We start from the raw sequence: 18,445 nt of genomic DNA, 5'->3' as shown, positions 1-18,445 counted from the left end.
TGCCTTTTACCTTTTTTTGCTTAACCAACAATGTAAGGTGAGTTAATGGCCGCTACACGACGAGCATCAACTAAAGTTTGGTAGACTATTGCAGCTACCTCGGCGCGTGTTGCGTCGCGAGTAGGATTGAGTATTTTAATATTGGGATAATTGACGATAATTTTCTTTTCAATGGCTTTGGCTACCTGATTTTTACCATATTCAGGAATTTTGGACTGATCATCGAAAATTTTAATAGCATTAGCAGCGTTAGTAGGTAGTCCTAATCCTAGTCCGTTAACTAAGGAGACTATCACTTGCACACGCTGAATATTCTGGTTTGGTTTGAAACTACCATCAGGATAACCAGAAAGATATAGTCCTTGATATGCCTGTAAAATTACCTTAAATGCCCAAAAGTTTTCCGGTACATCTTTAAATCTGACGACAGCGCGGTTTGGTGCTGGGTTGAATGCTTTCACTAACAATGCGGCGTATTGTGCGCGTGTCATTGTCGCGTCTGGTTTAAATGTACCGTCTGGAAAACCACTGATGATTCCTTGTTTAACTAATTCCCGAATAAACGGTGCAGCCCAATGATTTGCGATATCTTTTAAATCTACAGAAATTGGTGCGGGTGTTGGCGTTGGTGTTGGCGTTGGTGTTGGCGTTGGTGTTGGCGTTGGTGTTGGTGCGGGTGTTGGCGTTGGTGTTGGTATTGGTGTGGGAATGGGTATTGGCGATGGCGTTGGGGTTGGCGATGGGGTGGGTGTTGGTATTGGTGTGGGAATGGGTGTTGGTGTTGGTATTGGTGTTGGTGTGGGTGTTGGTGTTGGGGTTGGTGTTGGTGTGGGTGTTGGTATTGGTGTTGGGGTTGGTGTTGGCGATGGGGTTGGTGTTACGACTTGAATATCTAAAAACTCTATATTCCCATTAACCTTGCTTTTATCTATTTGATTACCAACAGAAACTAACTTATTAGAACTAGCATTTTGGATTTCAAATTTAGCGTTATTGCGTAGGGTATTACCGCCTGGAGTGTTGGTATTTCCCAAATCAGCCAGTGCATTGCCAATTAAAGTCAAACCGTCATCTGTATTATTTTCAATGAGGTTATTACGTAATAAAGGACGGCCATTACCAGAGACGACTATCCCCGAACGGTTTTCGTAAATTTTGTTATCTAAAAGTGTGGGTGATGCAGTGTCACTAACAGCTATACCAAAGCCTGTTTTAAAGCAGGTATTCCCTTGAATTTTACCCTGAGAATTTTTAGCGATCGCTATACCATTGGCAGCATTTTCAGTAAATACACTACCAGTAATTGTGGGGTTGGCATCACCTGTAGCAAATACACCTTCCCGTTTGCAATTGATAAAGGTACAGTTCGCAATGGTGGGGGTAGTTGATTCTGCCCAGACACCGCTACCACGACTAGCGGGGTTAGTAACAGTGACTCCACGCAATTCTGCACTATCCAGCATCACAAAAGTGACATTTTGACCCGCAAAAGTCCGGCTGAGGTAGTTACCACTACCTTCTATCAAAATGTTACCCCCTTTGTTAGCTTCATTCCCAATCACTTTGACACCGAAGGGAATTGTCACAGGGAAAGTCTCACCATTCTCGGCTGAGTATTTTCCCTCTGCTAGTTGAATAGTAGTGTTCGGTGATGCAACTTTTAGGGCTTGAGTAATAGTTTTGAAGGGGGCTTGTTGAGTACCAGGGTTGGTATTGTTGCCTATAGCTGGATTTACGTAAAGATTTTGTACCATATTTATACTTTAGAAAAAATACATAGTCATACTAACGCTAACTGTAAAAATAGCTAGCGATCGCTAACATTTGCAACATTGACTACCAAATCTTCGCGATGTATTCCAGAAATAGGGGTATAGGGGTTTAGGGGTATGGGGGTGTAGGGGTTTAGGGGTTCAAGGGGAAAAATATCTATAATTTTTCCCTCACACCCCTACACCCTTACAGCCTCCCACCCCTCCCCATTGCAACCTTTCCATTGATTCGCTAGGCTATTGTTATCCTGTATCTCGTTATTTCTTTGGCGTGCTATGGATTTTGAAAGCAAAACTACTACTCAAACTGCTACAGTCCGTAAACCGTTGGTGTTGTTGCGTGATACCGAAGCTTTACTACGTCGTCCTGCGATCGCCACGCTTACACCTATTTTGCCACCAAAGCTGAGTAACACTTTACAAGTAGCCTCTAATTTGGCTGATGAATCTTTAGAGGAACTTGCAGAAATTAACTTAGAAACAATTAGCGACATTGAACTTCAACCAGTCAGAATTCGCGTAGGTTTAAGCTGTGTTGGGTTTAGCGCGTTGATGATTTTAGTGTTATTGCTTTATTCCAATACATTGCACCCAGAAATGAATCAAATTCAACAGGTTCATCAGTATTGGTATCAATACATCTGGTTTGTTTGCTTGGGTGTAACTGGAATGTTTATTTTAGGTCGAGAAGCTATGCGTTCTCAACAATTTAAAGTTCAGAAATCCCTAAAACCTTAAATTGCGGTTTCTTAATAAAATGTAATTACTGTCTTCATACCACAGTCTATTGCAAACTGCTTTAATTTTCATTAATTACATATCTTCATCAATTTTTTTCAGATAAAACTTAATTTTTCATTAAAAACATCTATTCTACTGAAAAAATAAGGCAACATATATAAACTTTCCAAGAATCGGTGGTGTTCAAAACCCCGCACTTTTAAATAAGTCGGGGTTTCAATTTATCACTAAGATATTTGTCAAAACTCTTTCACAATTTAATAAAATTGATATAGGAATCCTACTTGATTTATGAAGCATGATGCGTTTATTTTTCCACCAGATTCAAAAAAATCCTTTTTAAAAAATTATGACCCCGCATATCATGATGGCTATCATGACAAAGCCGAATCTGTGCAGAAATTACATGAAAATATTCAAAAAATAGCAGCATATCAAGATATTCTCTATGCTCAAAATACATACGCATTGTTAGTTATCTTTCAAGCAATGGATGCTGCGGGTAAAGATAGCACTATTAAACACGTTATGTCTGGAGTCAACCCCCAAGGCTTCCAAGTGTTTAATTTTAAAGCACCCAGTGCAGAGGAATTAGACCATGATTATTTATGGCGAACTAGTAAATCGCTACCAGAACGGGGACGCATTGGGATATTTAACCGTTCATACTATGAAGAAGTATTAGTAGTGCGAGTTCACCCAGAACTTTTTTACAAACAACAATTACCCCAAACTCTGCACGGTAATCACATATGGAAACAGCGTTTTGAGGAAATTAATAATTTTGAGAAATATTTAGTTAATAACGGTGTGATAGTTCTCAAATTCTTCCTCAATGTCTCCAAAAAAGAGCAGAAAAAACGTTTTCTAGAGAGAATTTCATTTCCCGAAAAGAATTGGAAATTTTCTGTCAATGATGTCCGAGAAAGAGCTTTTTGGGACGATTATATGCAAGCATATGAAGCGGTATTTCAGAATACTAGCACCGAATACGCTCCTTGGCATATTATCCCAGCCGATCGCAAATGGTTTACCCGCTTAGTAGTAGCTGATATTATCTGCAAGAAGCTAGAATCACTTAATCTAAAATATCCTACAGTCAGTGCAGCACATCAACAAGAATTGATGCAAGCGAAGACTATTTTAGAACAAGAAGAAGACGTATAGTAGTGAATTAATAACAAGAAGAGAGTATCACAAAATTTTAGGCGACGAGTCTATCTAAAGGATGAAAACAAACTAAACTAAATAAGGTTTAATCTTTAGAGTCATCACAAATTCTACCCGATTTTTTGATAAGTTTATAGTGGAGTATAAGCATTTACCGCTTTAACTTCCAATTCCTTGATCAATAGCGAAGGAATAAGCTATGGATATTGCTGTCAAATACGATATTGAGGTTATCAAGGATGAAGCACGACACCTCGTCTCTAAAGGACTTGTTAACCGTCAACAGCCAATTTATACGCTAAGTAAATATATTACAGAACGTGATTGGCCATTTTTTGAGTTAGAATTAGAAAAACATGAATTTTTGCTCAGAGATAGAATTATTGACTTGTTGAGTCATGAAAAATGGGAAGAAGACTAAGGGACTTCCAATTAAAAAAATATACTATCACTTTGATGGCAAGGGGGCAGGGGGCAGGGAGCAGGGGGAAAGACAGTTGTTTTGAAGAATATAAATTTTGATAGTTTATTTTCTGGAAGTCCCTAAAACGACAATGAAACATTTATTCCCATGAGTTAACATCTTTGATAAATTCAAATCTCGAAATTAACAACAAATTAAAGCCCTCGAAGCAATTCGAGGGCTAAATTGTAGGGATTGGGGATTGGGCATTGGGGACAAGGTAGACAAGGTAGAAAAATTATCAATGACTAATGACTATTGACTGTTGACTAATGACTAATAACTAATGACTGATTATCAGTTGTAACAGTTTCTTTCGTCTCAAAAGTAGAAGATAGTTTACTAACAATCAACTCAACAAAAGACCCTGTATTTTCCTTCTGAAATACTGGCATATCTTGCCAGCAGTGGCGACAAAACCAATGAACTTCAGAACCACGGATATGTGGTAATAGTAAATCTGAGCAACAAGGACAGCTAATCATAACCGTAAATCCTTTTATTAAATTGATAATGAAAGTAAAGTTAAGGAATAGAGTCTTTCATAAAATCAGTATTTATATTTAGAAGATAATGAGTAAATCTGAGGTTTGTGTGAGGAAAAATATAATCATTAACACTTTGTAACTTTTGTACATTAAAGTTGAAGTGTTCAATCATCGGGGACTGGGGATTGGGGAACTGGGGACTGGGGAGACAAGGTAGATAAGGTAGAGTGTTTACCTAATGACTAATGACTAATGACTATTGACCAATATCCTCACAAGATCCTCAAATTATCTCCCTATAAACATAGGTGTAAGACTTAAGAGTTATTGATGTAAATACTCCTTTCTCTTAAGTATCTGTTTAGGGTGTTAGGAATATCAAACATGGTAAATATACTGCTAAATCCTCCTACAGCTAATTCATCTCCTAGAGAACAAGCTTTAGTTTTACCTTTCAACCAAGTGGGTATTGCAGATATACCTCTGGTGGGGGGAAAAAACGCCTCTTTGGGGGAAATGATTCAGCAACTTAGACGCAAAGGTGTAAAAGTTCCCACGGGTTTTGCTACAACTGCTTATGCTTATAGATATTTCATTTCTGCGGCTGGGTTAGAAACCAAACTCAGAGAGATTTTTGCAGATTTAGATGTTGAGGATGTTAACAATCTACGTCAATGCGGGAAACAAGCAAGATTGTTGATGCTGCAAACTCCATTTCCGCAAGATTTACAGGATGCGATCGCCACAGCATACAATAATCTCTGTCAAGAGTATGGTGCAGACACGGATGTAGCTGTCCGTTCTAGTGCGACGGCTGAAGATTTACCGGATGCTAGCTTTGCAGGTCAGCAAGAAACCTATCTAAATGTCCACGGCTTGCAAGCTGTTCTGGAATCTTGTCATAAGTGCTTTGCTTCTATTTTTACTGACCGTGCTATTTCTTACCGCCAAATTAAAGGTTTTGACCACTTTAATATTGCCTTGTCGGTTGGTGTCCAAAAAATGGTGCGTTCTGACTTAGCTGCTTCTGGTGTAATGTTCTCCATCGACACAGAAACAGGTTTTAAAGATGCAGCTTTAATTACCGCCGCCTATGGTTTAGGTGAAAACGTCGTTCAAGGTGCGGTGAACCCCGACGAATATTTAGTTTTTAAACCAACTCTACAACAGGGATACCGTTCTATTATTCAAAAACGCCTGGGTACAAAAGAAATTAAAATGATCTATGATCTAGGCGGCTCAAAATTAACAAAAAATGTCTCTGTTGCACCTTCAGAACGCAATATTTTCTCCCTCAATGACAACGAAATCTTACAACTAGCTAACTGGGCTTGCATTATTGAAGAACACTATTCTCAAGTGCGTGGTGTCTATACACCAATGGATATTGAATGGGCTAAAGACGGCTTGACTGAGGAATTATTCATTGTGCAAGCGCGTCCAGAAACAGTGCAATCCCAAAAAACCAAAAACGTTCTGCGTAGTTATCGATTACAAGGGAAAGCTGAAGAACAACCAAAACCCTTGGTAATTGGTCGTAGTGTGGGGGAAATGATTGGACAAGGTAAAGCCAGAGTGATTCTCGATGTCCATCAAATAGGTCAGTTCCAGGCTGGTGAAGTGTTGGTAACAAACCGCACTGACCCCGATTGGGAACCCATTATGAAACGCGCTAGTGCAATTGTGACTAACTCCGGTGGTAGAACTTGTCACGCTGCGATTATTGCTAGAGAATTGGGTATTCCGGCGATTGTGGGTTGTGGAAATGCCACTACTGTGATTAAAACTGGGCAAGAGATCACCATTAGCTGTGCTGAAGGTGAAACAGGTAAAGTCTATCCTGGGTTGTTACCTTACGAAATTCAAGAAATCCCCCTAGAGAAATTACCCCGCACCCATACCCAAATTATGATGAATTTGGGTAATCCCGAAGAAGCCTTTGGTTTAACTAACATTCCTAACGATGGTGTGGGATTAGCGCGGATGGAATTTATCATTAACAACCACATCAAAGCCCATCCCCTAGCCTTGATTCATTTTGATGAGTTAGAAGATGAACTCGCGAAATATAAAATCGCTGAGTTAACGTCCCAGTACGAAGACAAAACCCAATTTTTCGTCGATAAACTCGCCCAAGGGATTGCAACTATCGCCGCCGCTTTCTATCCGAAACCCGTAATTGTTCGTCTCTCTGACTTCAAGAGTAACGAATATGCCAATTTGTTGGGTGGTAGACAATTTGAACCCCAAGAAGAAAACCCGATGATTGGTTGGCGTGGTGCTTCTCGTTATTATGATCCTCGTTACCGCGAAGGTTTTGCCCTCGAATGTCAGGCCATGAAACGGGTACGGGATGATATGGGTTTAACCAACGTCATTTTAATGATTCCTTTCTGTCGCACCCCCAACGAAGGACGGCGGGTGTTAGCGGAGATGGAAAAACATGGCTTGGTGAGAGGCGAAAACGGCTTGCAAGTCTACGTCATGTGCGAACTACCGAGTAATGTGCAGTTAGCAGACGAATTTGCTCAAGTGTTTGATGGTTTTTCTATTGGTTCTAATGACCTCACACAATTGACATTAGGTCTAGATAGAGATTCTGAATTAGTCGCCCATTTATTTGATGAACGCGACGAAGCCGTCAAGCGGATGATAGCCAAAGCGATCGCCACTGTCAAAGAATACGGACGCAAAATTGGTATCTGCGGTCAAGCACCCAGCGATTACCCAGAATTTGCCAGGTTCTTAGTAGAATTAGGCATTGATTCTATTAGTCTCAACCCTGATTCTGTCCTCAAGACGATGTTAGAAATTGCTGCCGCAGAGGAAGGGTAAGTAGGCAGGGGTAAGTAGGCAGGGGGGCAGGGGGCAGGGAGCAGGGGGAGTAATGAGTAATGAGTAATGAGTAATGAGTGCTGAGTGTTGACTATTGACTATTGACTATTGACTATTGACCAAGGACTTTCAACTATGTTCAAAAAAATCTTAGTCGCACTGAATAATAATGAAATGGGTGAACAGGTTTTTGAACACGCCTTGACCTTAGCTATCACTAACAATGCTGAATTGTTGTTGTTACACGTTATCTCGCCTTTTGATGATGATTATCTCAATGCTTCAGCAATGGAAACACAAAGCACCTACGGCACTTCTCAAACTCATGGCGTGGAATATTATGTGGGGCAATGGAAACATTTACAACAACAAGGAATAGATTTTTTAACACTACTAAATAATCAGGCGATCGCTAAAGGGATAACCTCTGATTTTACCCAAGAATTAGGCGAACCAAGCCGCATTATTTGTGAAGTTGCCAGAAATTCTCAGACTGATTTAATTGTTTTAGGTCGTCGGGGTTTGAGTGGATTGAGTGAATTCTTTTTGGGTAGTGTCAGCAATTATGTATTACATCATGCACCCTGTTCTGTGTTAACAGTCCAAGGGAAAATTCCTGTGAATACAGATAATTTGTCTAGTATCTCTGCATAGTTATCAATAGGTATCACCGTATGTCATCTAGTAACTTATCGCAGTCATATTTAGCAGCAGAGTTATCTAATCCGCAAACTTTGCTAGCTACTTTACGTCAACTGCGGGAATCAGTCTATCAAGAGGGGCAAGAGATTTTTCAAAAATGGCGATCGCAGATTCATCGAACGGCTTTTATTGATAGTAGTATTAACCTTTCTTACTATTTAGCATTGCGGCGACATGATTTAAGACCTTTACAAGCGGCCTTAATGCCTTGGGGTTTGTCTTCTTTGGGAAGAATAGAAGCGAGGGTGATGCCTAATTTAGATGCCGTGATTGCTACTTTAGCAGCAGTTTGTCATGAAACATCTTATAGTCATCCTCCCATAGAAGCGTTTTTTGAAGGCGATCGCTTGTTGAAACACAATACCGAAGAGTTATTTGGCAAAACCCTCAACCATCGCCGAGTCAGAATCATGGTGACGTTGCCCACAGAAGCCGCCGGAAGTTATGAGTTAGTACGGGATCTTATCCATCAAGGCACAAATTGTGTGCGGATTAACTGCGCCCATGATACCCCGAAAGAATGGTTAGCCATGATTACTCATGTGCGCCTAGCACAAGCAGAAATGGGTCGTGCTTGTCAAGTCATGATGGATTTAAGTGGCCCGAAAATCCGCATTGGATGTGCAATTGCACCCCAAGCTAAACAACGCATCTATCGCGGTGAATCTTTATTATTAACTCGCGATTTACCCACCACCATTAGTTCAACTTGCTTTCAAGCTAACTGCACCTTACCACAAGTCTTAGATAGCTTGGAAATTGGTGCTGAAATCTGGATTGATGATGGTCATATAGGTGCTATGGTGGAAGCGATCGCACCGGAGGGTGTATGGTTGCGAATTACCCACACTCGCCCCAAAGGAGAAAAACTCCATCCCGATAAAGGGATTAACTTTCCTTACACAGATTTAAATCTTAGTCCATTAACTGATAAAGATAGACAAGATTTAGATTTTATTGCTGCTCACGCCGATAATATTGATATTATCGGCTATTCTTTTGTCCAAAAACCAGCAGATATCGAGGTTTTACAACAAGAACTAGCAGACAGAATACCCAATCCGGCGCAAATGCCGGCGATTGTAGCCAAGATAGAAACACCTCTAGCCGTGACGAATCTACCGGAATTAATTGTACAAGCAGCCGGCAAACAACCCTTTGGTATTATGATTGCCAGAGGAGACTTAGCTGTAGAAATCGGCTATCAACGCCTCGCAGAAATTCAAGAAGAAATTCTCTGGTTGTGTGAAGCCGCCCATGTCCCAGTAATTTGGGCTACCCAAGTGTTAGAAAACCTTGTGAAAAATGGTATGCCATCACGGGCAGAAATGACCGATGCGGCAATGGCAGAACGAGCAGAATGTGTAATGCTCAATAAAGGTGCATATATCGTTGAGGCAGTAGGAATTTTAGACGACGTATTAACCAGAATGCAAACCCATCAACTCAAGAAAACTCCACAATTACGGGCATTACATTCTTGGTAATTTGTAGGGAATAGGGAATGGGGAATGGGGACTGAGGACTGGGAAGATGGGGGAGTGTGGGGAGTGTGGGGAGAGAGGGGAAAGATTTCTTCCCTATCCTCCCACACCTCCCACCCCTCCCACACTTCCTGCTTGCCCAATGCCCAATGCCCCATTCCCAATATCCATTCTTAACATCCTTCACAGTTAATTTGCACTACACAATTTCTGCCTTTTGCCTTTGCGCTATAGAGTCCTCGGTCGGCGGTAGCAATTAAGATGGCTGGAGATGAATCTGGTTGAGGAATGATGGTTGCTACTCCCAGACTGAGGGTGATGAATTGATGAACGAGAGATTGAGAATGTGGCAATTGCAAAGCACTGATATTCGCTTGAATCTTTTGGGCAATAGCGATCGCACTTGGGGCTGTTGTATTTGGTAGAATCACAGCAAATTCTTCTCCGCCGTACCTAGCCACCAAATCAGCCGGACTGACAGCTTGTGAGATGGCTATGGCAACTTGTCTTAGAACATCATCACCGGCTAGATGTCCATAGGTATCGTTATAAAGCTTAAACCAATCAACATCACACAAAATCAAAGATAATGAAGCTTGTTCTTTTGCTAATTTTTGCCATGCGGCGTTGAGTGTGTCATCAAAGGAACGGCGATTTGCTACTTGCGTCAGCCCATCGGAAGCTGCTAGACGTTGTAATTCTTGGTTGGCTTGTTGTAATTTGTGGTAGAGTTCGGATTGATAAATGGCGATCGCTGCTTGAGTTGCTAATTGATTAAATAGGTTAATTTCCGATTGTTGCCACTCTCTTGTATGAGTACATTGATGAGCAATTAGTAATCCCCACAAACGTTCTTTCTGCAAGATAGGTACAACTAAGTTGGCTTTAATTTGTAAACTCTGGAGCAATTCCACATGACAAGGTGATAATCCGGCAGTTGCAATGTTTTCTACTGCCCGTGTATTGCCCTGTTGGTAGTAAGCCGCACGAGTTGATTGAAAGCAGGTATCCATGACATGAAATCCCAATATTGATTGGCATCCTGGGGCTAAAGATTCCACAGCCACAAACCCACTCCAGTCCTCAACAAACTGATAAATAACTACCCTGTCTACCGCAAACAGCTGCCGCACCTCATCAGCAGTGGCTTGTAAGATATCATTGAGTTCTAATGATTGACGAATACGTTGTGTAACAGCCGCAACAATGCGTTCAGACTCACTTTGATGTTGCACAGACTGCTCAATTGGTTCTGATGATGCAGGTTGTGCATTTAAGTAAATTTCCTGAAATTGAGGCGTGTTCAGAATAGGCGTAGCATGAGGTTGGGCAATTAGATAACCTTGAGCAAAGGTTGCGCCTCTTTCTTTGAGCCAAGTTAATTCTTCAATACACTCAATTCCCTCAGCTACAGTCTGAATCTTTAATTGTTGAGCGATTTCTAGCAATTTTTCTGTGATTGAAGCTTTGTATAGGTCTTGATGCACTTCCCGAATCAAGCCCATATCTAATTTGATAAAGTCAGGGCGTAATTGATGCAGCAAGTTTAAACCCGAATAACCAGAACCCAAATCATCCAAAGCCACAGAAAATCCTGCATCGCGATAGTATCGCAGAACTGCTTTGAGATGATCTAAATCTTGAGGATTGTCTGATTCTACAACTTCAAAGACAATTCTCTCATGGTCAATACCAGCTTCATCAATTGCCTCTACTGTAGAGCGTAAACAGAAAATTGGATCATAAAGGGCAGTTGGCGCGAAATTAATAAACAGGTGTCCTTCTACTTGACAATTGCTAAATTGATGAATGGCATTGAGGCGACCCAGGTGATCAATTTGGGGTAACAATCCCGATTCATGTGCTAACTCGAACATGGGAGTTGGCATGACTAAGTTACCTGCTTGATCTAACCCCCGCAACAGGGATTCATAACCATAAATCTTCGATGTATCTTGGATAGAAACGATGGGTTGGAAGTGACTCACAACTCTCTGCTGAGAAAGCATTTCTACTAGCCAATCTGATTGGCTAAATTTAATAAAGCGTTGTAATGAAGCGATATCACTAAAATCATGCAATTGTGGTTGAATTGCACCCCGAATAAATAGAACTTGCGTTTCTTTTAACTCTCTAGGTGCGAGGAATTGAGCTAAATTACGAGCAAGTTCTTGAGCTTGTCCAGGCTGGCAATCTAAACTTAAACCCGGCCGCTCACTCATTAAGTCATACTTGAGAGTGAACTTATTTAAATATGAAGTAACTTTTGTCAAAGTATGCGGCATGGGAAACCAAAGGAAAAGCCTACCTGCTTCCGCAGTCTGGCAATGTTTAACATTGCGACAGGCACAAGTTTTGGAGATAGGACATTTCTGGCTCATAGATATTAATGTAATTAGTCTGACTTATTATTAGTGTTCCCAATAGTTTTGTTATAGAACAACAAATTTTTTTCAAGATAAGTAAAGATTTAGTGTTTATTTGTTATGTAAATTGTCTACAAAATGTATGTTTAATATGAATTTAGTCTGGTAAAACTTACGCACTACACCACATAAGTTTTCAGTAAGTATACCTGTGACTGGATGAGCTATATTTGGCGATCGCTCTCCAGCAAAAAAATTGAGTTATGTTAATTTTCTTCATTAAAACCTAACTTAAATGAGATTACTTCTTGTCAACTGTCTTGAGGTATAGACTAATATTTTACCAATCATAGCAACACCAACCAAGAAAGACAATCATCCTCACAATACTGTATGATTTTCCTATTGCTCGGTTGCTCAAATAACTCAATTTCTAGGAATTTATACCAAGTAGTTCGATTTTGCTTGTGCAGTCTACAAATCAAGAAATATCACCCAAACCAATATTCTGCTTTACTTGCAGCACTATTTTCAATTAGTTTAGGGTGGGCATTGCTGACAAAGTAAAAGCCAAAATTTGACCTACTGTCAAACAATACCCACCCTATCAGAAATTATCATTCAGCTACAGGTGTAAGAGGTGTGTTAACTTGCAGCTAATTTACCCCAACCCACGTAAGGTAACTTAGCAGCCTTCGCCCGAATTTGCTCAGTATTGGCGACTAATTGACCGCAAGCATCCCAAGCACCGGAAACAAAAGCGGTTCTTGTCCCTTCACTCATGGTAACGGCGGCGGTAAAGTCACCCACTTGTACCTGTAAATTTTCTAAATCTACTGTTACAGCAGCTTGGGGATTAGCAGTAACTAATTCTTGCAATTGTTTGACAGTGGCTGCATCAGCTGTCAAACAAGGTACACCAATTGCCACACAATTACCAAAGAAAATTTCCGCAAAACTTTCACCAATTAAGGCTTGAATTCCCCATTTAGATATAGCTTGGGGTGCGTGTTCCCGTGATGAACCACAGCCAAAGTTACGGTTAACAATTAATATATTCGCGCCTTGATATTGGGGTTGATCAAAGGGATGTTGACCATTTAAAGCGGTGCGATCGTCAATAAAAGCGGCTTCACCCAAACCATCAAAGGTAATCGCCTTTAAAAACCGCGCGGGAATGATGCGGTCTGTGTCGATATCATCACCGACTAAAGGTATACCACGACCAGAAACTTGTTTAACTTCGCTTACCATATCAATTCAAAATTCAAAATTCAAAATTCAAAATTTGAGGATGGGGATTAGGGACTGGGGACTGGGGATTTGGAATTAATAAGGAAAAAGTTATTCTTCCCCTACACCCTTACACCCTTACACCCCTACACCCCTACACTCCTAAAAGTTCTCTGACATCAGCGACTTCGCCTTTAATCGCCGCCGTTGCTACCATTGCAGGACTCATTAACAATGTGCGTCCAGAGGCTGAACCTTGGCGACCTTTAAAGTTGCGGTTGGAGGAAGAAGCACTGATTTGTCTTCCTTCTAATTTATCGGGGTTCATGGCTAAACACATCGAACAACCTGGTTCACGCCACTCAAAACCGGCTTCTTGGAAGATTTTGTCTAATCCTTCGGCTTCGGCGGCTTGTTTGACTCTTTCGGAACCAGGAACGACAAAAGCTTTAATTCCCTCAGCTACACGACGACCTTTGGCGATTTTAGCGGCTTCTCTCAAGTCGCTAATCCTACCGTTGGTACAGCTACCAATAAAGCAGACATCAATTTTAGTTCCCTTAATTGGTTGACCAGGATATAAATCCATGTAGCGGTAAGCTTCTTCCGCCACAAAACGGTCTTCTTCGGCTAGTTCTTCGGGTTTGGGAATAAATTGATCTACGCCAATACCTTGTCCTGGGGTGATTCCCCAAGTTACGGTCGGGGGAATATCTGCGGCGTTGAAGACTACCACATCATCATATTCGGCATCAGCATCACTTTTAATCGATTCCCACCAAGCCACAGCTTGATCCCAGTCTGCACCTTGGGGAGCAAAGTCTCTATCTTTGAGATAATCATAGGTGACTTGATCAGGATTGACATAACCGCATCTTGCGCCACCTTCAATGGCCATATTGCAGACAGTCATTCTCTCTTCCATGTTCATCTGCTCAAAGGTAGTACCTGCGTATTCATAGGCGTAACCTACGCCACCTTTTACGCCCAAGGTGCGGATGATATGTAAAATTACGTCTTTGGCGTAGACACCAGGGTTGAGTGTACCGTTCACTTCTATGCGGCGGACTTTGAGTTTAGATAATGCTAGAGTTTGGGAGGCGAGAACGTCGCGGACTTGACTTGTACCGATACCAAAAGCGATCGCACCAAATGCACCATGACTAGAGGTGTGACTATCTCCACAGGCGATGGTCATTCCTGGCTGAGTGAGTCCCAATTCTGGGGCGATAACGTGGACTATGCCTTGATTGCCAGAGCCAATATTATAAAAAGTAATCCCATTTTCCTGACAGTTGTTTTCCAACGCCTGGATCATTTCTTCCGCCATGCGATCGCCAAAAGGACGGGCTTGATTATCTGTAGGTACAATATGATCTACTGTAGCGACAGTCCGGTTGGGCAATAAAACCTTTAGACCTCTTTCCCGTAACATCGCAAAGGCTTGGGGACTGGTAACTTCATGAATTAGGTGTAGTCCAATAAATAATTGTGTCAGACCCGAAGGAAGTTTACCGACGGTATGTAAGTCCCAAACTTTATCAAACAGCGTTCCTTTGCTCATAGGTCAATGGTTTATGTTACAAGTCAGTTAATCACGAGAAAATCTCACAATCAAGCGTGAAAGAGGGATTGGGGACTGGGGATTGGAATTTGGCATTTTTACTCAGTACCGACTAAACGCCGCGCTACCGCTAACAGCACTCAGCACTTTCAAGCTAGAGTTTTTATCGTATCAAAAAAAGAGTGTGTAGGCTCTTGCCGTTGATGGGAATTTTCACAACAATTGTCACGGAGGTATGTGGGGAGATAGATAGGGAGTTTTATTACTTTTTTACATAGAGCTATGTTAGGATTTTGGCAAAAAATCGCGATGTTATTACGTTTTATTGCCATTATTTCGGGACTAACTATCTCCACGATTTTCAGTATATTTGCAGAAGTTGAACCTACCCAAAGCCCAGTACCACAGTTGAGTAATTCAAAATCTCCTGCCAAAAAGTTGGAAATTGTCAAAAAACGTGCTGATTTAATTCGTTTCAATGGTCAAAAAGTCAAACTCATCGGACGTTACACCTCAAAAGCTTGGAAACCAGACCCCAGATTCACGGGAATTGCTGATTTTCAAGGATTGTATATAAAGTCACAGATTACACTTGAGGACGGGACTCTAGTGAGTGTTTTTCCATCGTGGAATAAACAATCTTTGCGATCGCCTGATGAGGCAGAGGATTACAATCAAAAAATTGTTACAGCTATTGGGGTGGTAAAGTTTGCTGCTAAACCCTATCCCACTTCTCCTAACAGTGAATCTTTCATTAACTTGGTGCAACTCCGCCTACACCATCAAGAAAGCAAGCTTTACTACCCTCATTCAGTAGTGCAGGAATTTGAGCAGTTACCTCATCACCCATCAGGAATATCATTGAAGGCTTGGCAATTTATTCGTCAATCGGATATAGACACAGCCGCAAAACCACAGTTATGGGGTGTGGCTCGTGAATATGAATTGAAAATGACAACCGCACAGCAAAATCAGCCAAATCTACCCATTCACACCTTTAAACTAATGTTGGGACGCAATCTTCCCGCACCTGAACCACCAAAACGTAGACCTTCACCAAATGGAGAACAGTTTGCCTTTGCTGAAGGTGGTGTCCCCAATCATGTTGCAGCTTTGCGTTTAAGCTATGAAGCTACACCAGAAAATCTAAAAATAACAGCAAACTGGTTAGAAACCTTTAAGCCTACACTCCTGACCTTGGCGCAGAATTGCTTTGATACAGATGAATCCGAAATTCTATTTATAGAACAGCAAATTGCTCAAACTATCAAAGACTCACAAAAAACTGGTGCAGAGCAAAACCACCGTTATCAAACACCCCGCATAGGATTAGACGTTAACGCAGATGTTCCGCGTCAACATCTTAATGCTTTGCTGTGGCGTAAAGACCAACCTGGAGAACGTAGAGGTTACTGTGATATTGAACCTCGAAATGTCAAGTTTCCTTCTTGATTAAACGTTTAAATCACGCAACGCCAAACGAATTTGTTCTAAACGTCTGCGGTTGACACCCAAATCCGATTCTCCTACCCGTGAAGCAGAACGCATATGAATGACTGACTCATTGGGAGGGAAATAAAATTCCACATCATCAACAAATTTAAAGATACGACTTTTAGAAATTGCATAGATGTAATTTTCTTTCTCTTCTAAAACCTCTGTGCGGGGAACAACTGTAAGGACTTTCAGTAAGGTTTTACGTGCTGTATCACGGTCTACATGATAAGCAATGGGATCAATGGCGTGTTTAGCATCAGCATCTTGACTGACCACACAGTTATCTGTCAACGGACACGCACTCAGATGACCTAAATGAACTCCCAAGCCGGAAGAGTTAGCCCAAGTAGCCGCAGGAAATAGAAAAATACTGCTCACACTGAAGAAGATCACACAAGCAACATTCCACAATTTTCGCTGTGTACAAGCGGTTGACAAAAGACGGAACATGGCAAATTTACTCCTCTAACTGGACATAACACTCCATTATTGTCCGTCACGTTGCTACGCTCCGAATTCAAAACTCAAAACTCAAACCTAGACTTTTCGTTTATGAGTAAACAATACAATGTTTATTTAGTAGTTTTTATACATATTGCGATTTTTGCACTTAATTGATGAAATTGTAAAATTTGTCACTAATAATTCATACATATATAGCCGAAAAATATCTTGTAAAAAAAATTTGCCTTTATATAAGGACAAATTACAACTCCTTTGACACAATGGTACAGAAACTTACAGGTATCTAATATTTTTAGATATCCGTAAGCATAAGCCGCATGATTCAGTAATGTAAATGTCACCTGTCTAACAAATAACACAGTATGAACACTCACAATCCTTTGCAGACAATAGAAACTAGTTACCATGCAGCTTTAGGGGCTATTAGTGAATTAACTACTTTAATTCAATCACCACACAAATTCACAAATTATTTGACTCAAGTTCAGCAAACACCTATCCAACTGTTCCAAGATTTAGCCACAAAAGGCAAAAACATGGAACAAGATATGAATAGTTTTTGGAAAAATTACTTTTGTGACAGTGGTAATAAATCATCTTTCCCTAAATATATAGAACGAGCCGACGGACAAGCCTTTAACCAACCCTACGAAATCAAAGGTACAAAAATGTATGGCTTTGTCGTGGAAGGTTCAATGGCAAAACTGCAAGAGATATGTGATAAATATCTCAACGATCCCAACAACGGGGAAATCGAATATCGCCCCGCTATGAATTATTTAATCTTGACATTCAACAAGATAGACTCTTTAAGTTCCATCTATCCCCCCGACTATGAAAAAGGAACTGTGCATGAAGAGGAAGCCATCTTTTGGATGTTGACAGTGGTAGGTAAAAAAGTTGGCCCCTTGTTCATTGCCGAACGTCTAGCTTGGTTCATGCCTTATTTGTATGTGAATAATTCGCCAATTCTCGTGTCAGGAAGAGAAGTTTACGGCTTCTTTAAACAACTGGGTGTATTTCAGATTCCCGACTTAAATCAACAACCAGACTTATTCACCGTAGACACATTAGTATTTAAAGAATTTAGTCCTAATAGCCAATCAATAGATGCGCGCCTTTTAGAAGTCCGCCGCATCGGTACAGGAGAACAGCACCAAAACCTCAAAACATGGGATAACTTTACAGATGCAGCAAAGGCGATCGCCAATATACTATTCGAGAATAACGAAATAGTCCTTCCTGGTCTACAGTTACCCTTCAATCTCCTTGAATATCTGATCGAAAAAATCGTCCCTCTCGTCACCCTCAAACAAATCCGCGACGTAGAAAACAGCAAAAAAGCCTGCTACCAAGCCCTCATCGAATCTCCCATGCAGCTACAGACCTTCTACGGCGGAAAACTCTTTGGTTTCAACAACTTTGGCGACCAATTCCAACTCAAAATTAATAACTTCGCCAGCCAACCAGTTGTCCAAGACTTAGGCTTACACAAAGGTTATTCCCCAGGTAGCGAATCCATCAATATCCCCGTCAAACTGGGATTTGTCCTACATTTCGACTTCACCCTCAAAGACGGAAAAGCCGTCTGGCAAGCACAGCAGAAATAGTGCTGAGTAATGAGTAAAACTTCCAGTCCCCAATCCCCAGTCCCCAACCCCCCAA

14 protein-coding genes are annotated in these 18,445 nt (G+C 41.0%); 8 read left to right on the top strand and 6 right to left on the bottom strand.

The features are described from left to right. Positions 1-20: 20 nt before the first annotated feature. Complete coding sequence (locus CLI64_RS07500) at positions 21-1,754, bottom strand: DUF1565 domain-containing protein (RefSeq protein ID WP_103136623.1); 1,734 nt, start codon at positions 1,752-1,754, stop codon at positions 21-23. 294 nt (positions 1,755-2,048) lie between these two features. Here CLI64_RS07500 and CLI64_RS07495 point away from each other — a divergent pair, with 294 nt between their 5' ends. The 3 genes from CLI64_RS07495 to CLI64_RS07485 all read left to right on the top strand — a co-directional run bounded on the left by CLI64_RS07495 (position 2,049) and on the right by CLI64_RS07485 (position 4,104). Then, the gene (locus CLI64_RS07495; protein ID WP_103136622.1) at positions 2,049-2,510 is read left to right on the top strand and encodes a hypothetical protein; all 462 of its coding nucleotides are present in this window, start codon (positions 2,049-2,051) and stop codon (positions 2,508-2,510) included. Positions 2,511-2,804: 294 nt separating this feature from the next. Further along, complete coding sequence (locus CLI64_RS07490; RefSeq protein WP_103136621.1) at positions 2,805-3,680, top strand: polyphosphate kinase 2 family protein; 876 nt, start codon at positions 2,805-2,807, stop codon at positions 3,678-3,680. Positions 3,681-3,882: 202 nt separating this feature from the next. Then, positions 3,883-4,104 carry a DUF4327 family protein gene (locus tag CLI64_RS07485; protein ID WP_103136620.1) on the top strand — a complete coding sequence of 74 codons (222 nt, stop codon included), beginning with the start codon at positions 3,883-3,885 and terminating at the stop codon, positions 4,102-4,104. Between the two features lie 311 nt (positions 4,105-4,415). Here CLI64_RS07485 and CLI64_RS07480 read toward each other — a convergent pair whose 3' ends face one another. Beyond that, positions 4,416-4,631: a hypothetical protein gene (locus CLI64_RS07480; protein WP_103136619.1), complete on the bottom strand. Its 216-nt coding sequence runs from the start codon at positions 4,629-4,631 to the stop codon at positions 4,416-4,418. A 387-nt stretch (positions 4,632-5,018) separates the two neighbouring features. Here CLI64_RS07480 and ppsA point away from each other — a divergent pair, with 387 nt between their 5' ends. The 3 genes from ppsA to CLI64_RS07465 all read left to right on the top strand — a co-directional run bounded on the left by ppsA (position 5,019) and on the right by CLI64_RS07465 (position 9,658). Continuing rightward, positions 5,019-7,469, top strand: a complete 2,451-nt coding sequence (gene ppsA, locus CLI64_RS07475; protein ID WP_103136618.1) for a phosphoenolpyruvate synthase — start codon at positions 5,019-5,021, stop codon at positions 7,467-7,469. Positions 7,470-7,604: 135 nt separating this feature from the next. Continuing rightward, entirely contained in the window at positions 7,605-8,123 is a 519-nt protein-coding gene (locus CLI64_RS07470) for a universal stress protein (protein ID WP_103136617.1), read from the top strand. A gap of 20 nt (positions 8,124-8,143) precedes the next feature. Further along, positions 8,144-9,658, top strand: a complete 1,515-nt coding sequence (locus CLI64_RS07465) for a pyruvate kinase (protein WP_103136616.1) — start codon at positions 8,144-8,146, stop codon at positions 9,656-9,658. Between the two features lie 170 nt (positions 9,659-9,828). Here CLI64_RS07465 and CLI64_RS07455 read toward each other — a convergent pair whose 3' ends face one another. From CLI64_RS07455 to leuC, 3 genes are all read right to left on the bottom strand, one after another. Next, complete coding sequence (locus CLI64_RS07455) at positions 9,829-12,036, bottom strand: EAL domain-containing protein (RefSeq protein WP_103136614.1); 2,208 nt, start codon at positions 12,034-12,036, stop codon at positions 9,829-9,831. A gap of 630 nt (positions 12,037-12,666) precedes the next feature. Further along, positions 12,667-13,275 (bottom strand): 3-isopropylmalate dehydratase small subunit, encoded by a 609-nt coding sequence (gene leuD / locus CLI64_RS07450; RefSeq protein WP_103136613.1) that lies wholly within the window; start codon positions 13,273-13,275, stop codon positions 12,667-12,669. Between the two features lie 133 nt (positions 13,276-13,408). Then, positions 13,409-14,818 (bottom strand): 3-isopropylmalate dehydratase large subunit, encoded by a 1,410-nt coding sequence (gene leuC / locus CLI64_RS07445; RefSeq protein WP_103136612.1) that lies wholly within the window; start codon positions 14,816-14,818, stop codon positions 13,409-13,411. A gap of 282 nt (positions 14,819-15,100) precedes the next feature. On the opposite strand from leuC, the gene CLI64_RS07440 reads away from it, so the two are divergent. Further along, entirely contained in the window at positions 15,101-16,270 is a 1,170-nt protein-coding gene (locus CLI64_RS07440; protein ID WP_103136611.1) for a hypothetical protein, read from the top strand. Here the strand turns inward: CLI64_RS07440 and CLI64_RS07435 are convergent, their stop codons facing one another. Next, entirely contained in the window at positions 16,271-16,765 is a 495-nt protein-coding gene (locus tag CLI64_RS07435; protein ID WP_103136610.1) for a DUF1499 domain-containing protein, read from the bottom strand. It lies immediately after the preceding gene. Between the two features lie 377 nt (positions 16,766-17,142). Between CLI64_RS07435 and CLI64_RS07430 the strand changes: the two genes are divergently transcribed. After that, complete coding sequence (locus CLI64_RS07430; RefSeq protein ID WP_103136609.1) at positions 17,143-18,390, top strand: hypothetical protein; 1,248 nt, start codon at positions 17,143-17,145, stop codon at positions 18,388-18,390. The last annotated feature ends 55 nt before the right edge of the window (positions 18,391-18,445 follow it).

This window comes from Nostoc sp. CENA543 (assembly GCF_002896875.1).
Taxonomy (GTDB): domain Bacteria; phylum Cyanobacteriota; class Cyanobacteriia; order Cyanobacteriales; family Nostocaceae; genus Trichormus.
The sequence above is the reverse complement of the archived record's forward strand: the minus strand, read 5'-3'. Positions and strand labels throughout refer to the sequence as shown.

Coding starts and splice junctions, on each gene's coding strand:
- CLI64_RS07430 (WP_103136609.1), top strand. CDS start 17,143: ATGAACACTCACAATCCTTTGCAGACAATAGAAACTAGTTACCATGCA.
- leuD (WP_103136613.1), bottom strand. CDS start 13,275: ATGGTAAGCGAAGTTAAACAAGTTTCTGGTCGTGGTATACCTTTAGTC.
- CLI64_RS07485 (WP_103136620.1), top strand. CDS start 3,883: ATGGATATTGCTGTCAAATACGATATTGAGGTTATCAAGGATGAAGCA.
- CLI64_RS07500 (WP_103136623.1), bottom strand. CDS start 1,754: ATGGTACAAAATCTTTACGTAAATCCAGCTATAGGCAACAATACCAAC.
- CLI64_RS07495 (WP_103136622.1), top strand. CDS start 2,049: ATGGATTTTGAAAGCAAAACTACTACTCAAACTGCTACAGTCCGTAAA.
- CLI64_RS07465 (WP_103136616.1), top strand. CDS start 8,144: ATGTCATCTAGTAACTTATCGCAGTCATATTTAGCAGCAGAGTTATCT.
- CLI64_RS07435 (WP_103136610.1), bottom strand. CDS start 16,765: ATGTTCCGTCTTTTGTCAACCGCTTGTACACAGCGAAAATTGTGGAAT.
- CLI64_RS07470 (WP_103136617.1), top strand. CDS start 7,605: ATGTTCAAAAAAATCTTAGTCGCACTGAATAATAATGAAATGGGTGAA.
- leuC (WP_103136612.1), bottom strand. CDS start 14,818: ATGAGCAAAGGAACGCTGTTTGATAAAGTTTGGGACTTACATACCGTC.
- CLI64_RS07440 (WP_103136611.1), top strand. CDS start 15,101: ATGTTAGGATTTTGGCAAAAAATCGCGATGTTATTACGTTTTATTGCC.
- CLI64_RS07455 (WP_103136614.1), bottom strand. CDS start 12,036: ATGAGCCAGAAATGTCCTATCTCCAAAACTTGTGCCTGTCGCAATGTT.
- ppsA (WP_103136618.1), top strand. CDS start 5,019: ATGGTAAATATACTGCTAAATCCTCCTACAGCTAATTCATCTCCTAGA.
- CLI64_RS07490 (WP_103136621.1), top strand. CDS start 2,805: ATGAAGCATGATGCGTTTATTTTTCCACCAGATTCAAAAAAATCCTTT.
- CLI64_RS07480 (WP_103136619.1), bottom strand. CDS start 4,631: ATGATTAGCTGTCCTTGTTGCTCAGATTTACTATTACCACATATCCGT.